Source organism: Flavobacterium sp., from assembly GCF_044368625.1.
Classification (GTDB): domain Bacteria; phylum Bacteroidota; class Bacteroidia; order Flavobacteriales; family Flavobacteriaceae; genus Flavobacterium.
In genome coordinates this window covers 1-3,943 of sequence record NZ_JBIPPD010000259.1, presented here as the reverse complement: position 1 = coordinate 3,943, position 3,943 = coordinate 1, and the positions used below count along the sequence as shown (strand labels likewise).

3 protein-coding genes are annotated in these 3,943 nt (G+C 35.3%); all 3 read left to right on the top strand.

Translation table 11 applies throughout. From position 1 onward, the window contains the following. On the top strand, positions 1-398 hold a 398-nt coding region (locus tag ACIQ2X_RS14440), incomplete at its 5' end, for a GxxExxY protein (RefSeq protein WP_396179652.1). Positions 399-439: 41 nt separating this feature from the next. Beyond that, the gene (locus ACIQ2X_RS14435) at positions 440-2,284 is read left to right on the top strand and encodes a glycoside hydrolase family 13 protein (protein ID WP_396179651.1); all 1,845 of its coding nucleotides are present in this window, start codon (positions 440-442) and stop codon (positions 2,282-2,284) included. A gap of 95 nt (positions 2,285-2,379) precedes the next feature. Beyond that, positions 2,380-3,804 carry an alpha-amylase family glycosyl hydrolase gene (locus tag ACIQ2X_RS14430; RefSeq protein WP_396179650.1) on the top strand — a complete coding sequence of 475 codons (1,425 nt, stop codon included), beginning with the start codon at positions 2,380-2,382 and terminating at the stop codon, positions 3,802-3,804. Positions 3,805-3,943 lie beyond the last annotated feature (139 nt).

The window sequence follows — 3,943 nt, the reverse complement described above, 5'->3', positions numbered from 1 at the left end:
AAAAAGAAATTACACAATTAAGCTATGAAATTGTAGGTTGTGCGATTACGGTTCATAAAGCACTTGGTCCTGGATTGTTAGAATCCGTTTATGAGAAATGTCTGAAAGAGGAATTACTTTTTAACGGATTTTATGTTGAAAGTCAAAGAAGAGTTAAACTAAAATATAGAGAAATCGATATTGAAACAGAATTAAGACTCGATTTAATTGTTAATGATTTAATTGTTATAGAAGTCAAATCGGTTGAGCATTTGCTTCCAGTTCACGAGGCACAACTTTTAACGTATATGAGTTTGCTAGAAAAACCCCAAGGCTTGCTGATAAATTTTTATACCGATAATATAACAAAAAGTGTTAGACCTTTAGTAAACGAACACTTCAAAAATTTAATACCTTAATTTTTCTTAATAAAAAAACGTAACTTCTTAATGTTAAAAATATGAAGCAATTCAAAAACAACTTCCTTTTTATTCTATTTATTTCGTTTTCAGCTTTCGCCCAAATTGATAAAGTAGAACCGCCGTTTTGGTATGCCAATATGCAAAATCCAGAGGTTCAGATTTTATTTTACGGTAAAAACATTGCTCAAAATGAAGTTTCTGTTTCCAATAATGTCATCATTAACAATGTCAGAAAAACAGAAAATCCGAATTATATTTTTGTCAGCATTGATACTAAAAACGTACCCGCTCAAGAGCTTACTTTTTCTTTTTCAAAAAATAAAAAAACAGTTTTTACTCAAAAGTATCAGCTTCGCAAACGCAAAGAAAATTCAAGATTTAGGAAAAGTTTTGATTCGTCAGACATGATGTATTTAATTATGCCAGATCGTTTTTCCAATGGAAATCCAAATAACGACAGTAATCCAAGTTTGAACGAAAAAGTCAATCGTAGTTTGCCTGGCGGTCGTCACGGAGGAGACATTCAAGGCGTTATAAATCATTTGGATTATTTACAAGAATTAGGCGTTACGGCACTTTGGAGTACACCACTTTGCGAGGACAATGATAAGGGTTATTCGTACCACACCTACGGTCAATCCGATGTTTATAGAATTGACCCTCGTTACGGAACCAACGAAGAATATGTACAACTTTCTGCCGAAATGAAAAAAAGAGGTATGAAATTAATCAAAGATTATGTAACCAATCACTGGGGTGCCGAACATTGGATGTTTAAAGATCTGCCTACTTACGATTGGTTTCATCAATTTCCTGGTTTTGCACAATCTAATTATCGAATGACAACGCAATTTGACACCAATGCTTCTGCAATTGATGCCAAATATTGTATGGACGGTTGGTTTGTTCCTTCGATGCCCGATTTAAATCAGTCGAATCCTTTGGTGCTCAATTACATCACGCAAAACGCCATTTGGTGGATTGAATATGCCGATTTGGACGGTTTTAGAGTTGATACCTATTCCTATAACGATAAAGCAGGAATTGCAAAATGGACCAAAGCCATTACCGATGAATATCCGAATTTCAACATCGTTGCCGAGGTATGGATGCACGACCAAGCTCAAATTTCGTATTGGCAAAAAGACAGTCCAATAAGTGCAATTCAAAGTTACAATTCGCACTGTCCAAGTGTGATGGATTTTACACTACATGATGCTTTTGGAAACGTTTTTAATGAAGATAATGCCTCTTGGAACGACGGAATGATCAAAGTGTATGATAATTTTACCAACGATTTTCTGTATGAAAATCCCAATAATTTATTGACTTTCGTCGAAAATCACGACACCGGACGGTTTAATCAAAACTATAAAAATGATATCAAAAAATATACGATGGCTATGGCACTATTGGCTACCGTTCGTGGAATTCCGCAACTGTATTACGGTTCCGAAATTGGTATGGCAGGCGACAAAGGAAAAGGCGATGCGGATATTCGACAGGATTTCCCTGGAGGTTGGGAAGGTGATAAAAATAACGCTTTCGCAAAATCCGGAAGAACCGAAGAGCAAAACAAATTTTTTGACGTGACTTCTAAGTTATTTCAATGGAGAAAAAATAAAAGCGTTGTTCACTTCGGAAAAATGACGCATTACATTCCGGAGAATAATGTATATGTGTATTTCAGATACGACGAAAAAGAAACCGTTATGGTAGTAATTAACAATGCTGCGGAAGCAAAAAACATCAAAACCAATCGCTTTCAAGAAAATATCCAAAGTTTTAAATCAGGAAAAGATGTGCTTTCTGGAAAAACCGTTGATGTTTCAAGCGAAATTTCATTGGAAGGAAAATCGGTTATGATTTTAGAGTTGAGGTAGAAAAAATGGAACCATTAAGGAATTAAAACAAGTTAAGGTTGAACTTAATGAACCTTAATTCTTTAATGTTTTAAAAAACATAAATGTTGAAAATTATGAAAAAAACAATCTTACTAGCACTAACACTGGTATTTATCAGTTGCAAAAACGATAAAGAAACCGATAAAGTTTCTGAAAAATTAGCAGCTTTCACTAACGAAGCTGCTGAAAACGCCGTCATCTACGAAGCCAATATTCGGCAATACTCTCCCGAAGGAACTTTTGAAGCCTTCACTAAAGACATTCCTGAATTGAAGAAATTGGGAGTAAAAGTGATTTGGGTAATGCCCATTCAACCCATATCGATGACCAAGAGAAAGGCAACAGACGGCAGAGTGGTAACCGAAATTGAAGACGAAAAAGAACGTGCAAAATACCTTGGAAGTTACTATTCCATTTCAGATTATAGAGGGATCAATGCCGATATGGGAAGCAAAAGTGATTTTCAAGATTTGGTGCAAACCGCTCACGATAATGGCATGTATGTTATTTTGGATTGGGTTGCCAATCACACCGGTTGGGACCATAAATGGATTAAAACCAATCCCGAATATTACCATAAAAATGCGAAAGGAGAAGTTACAGATCCACTGAATCCCGAAACGGGCGAATCTTGGGGTTGGACTGATGTAGCACATTTGGATTACAGCAATCCAGATTTGCACGAAGTGATGAAGGAGGAAATGCTGTATTGGGTAAAAGAGTTAAACATTGATGGCTTCCGTTGTGATGTGGCCGATAATGTACCCACTTCCTTCTGGGAATTTGCCGTTCCCAAATTGCGTGAAGCAAAGCCCCTTTTCATGTTGATGGAATCCAATAAAGAGTATCTTTTTAAAAATGATTTATTTGATATGGGTTACGGATGGGAAGCGCACCACTTAATGAACGACCTTAACAAAAACAAAAAAACAGTTGCTGATATCGATTCGCTTTTTGCAAAAATCAAAAAAGAGTACCCGTCAACTGCTTATTTTATGAACTTCACCTCTAATCACGACGAAAATTCTTGGAACGGAACCGAATACGAACGAATGGGTGATGGGGTCGAAGCCTTAACCGCATTGACTTATATGATGCCGGGAATGCCACTAATTTATACAGGTCAAGAATACGAATTGAAAAGAAGATTAAAATTCTTCGAGAAAGATTCTATTCCAAAAACTAAAGGAAAAATGTTTGCGCTTTATGAAAAATTAGGTGCTTTAAAAAACAATAATTCTGCATTGAATGGAGCAAAAAAAGCGGCTATTTTCAATCGAATCAAAACCTCAAACGATAAAATGATTATGGCATTTAGTAGGGTGAACAAAGACAAGAAAGTGATTTATTTGGGTAATCTTTCGGGTCAAAATGTCAATTTTACGCTTCCGTTAGAAGGTACATTTGTCAATTACCTGACCAACGAGAAAGTCATTTATACAAAACAACAAAAGCATCTATTTAAACCCTGGGAATATTACATTTTTGTTCCTGAATAAATTTAGAAAACACAAATCATTACGGTTTGTGTTTTTTTTTTTTGCTGTGTTCAATTCATAAGTGCAACAAACTTATTATTTAGAGTTTCAATTGGACTAAGATAATTGAATTTTCTAATAGGTCTGTTATTAATTGATA

Bases quoted from the DNA above. Each gene is read 5' to 3' on its own strand.
- ACIQ2X_RS14435 (WP_396179651.1), top strand. From the start codon at position 440: ATGAAGCAATTCAAAAACAACTTCCTTTTTATTCTATTTATTTCGTTT.
- ACIQ2X_RS14430 (WP_396179650.1), top strand. From the start codon at position 2,380: ATGAAAAAAACAATCTTACTAGCACTAACACTGGTATTTATCAGTTGC.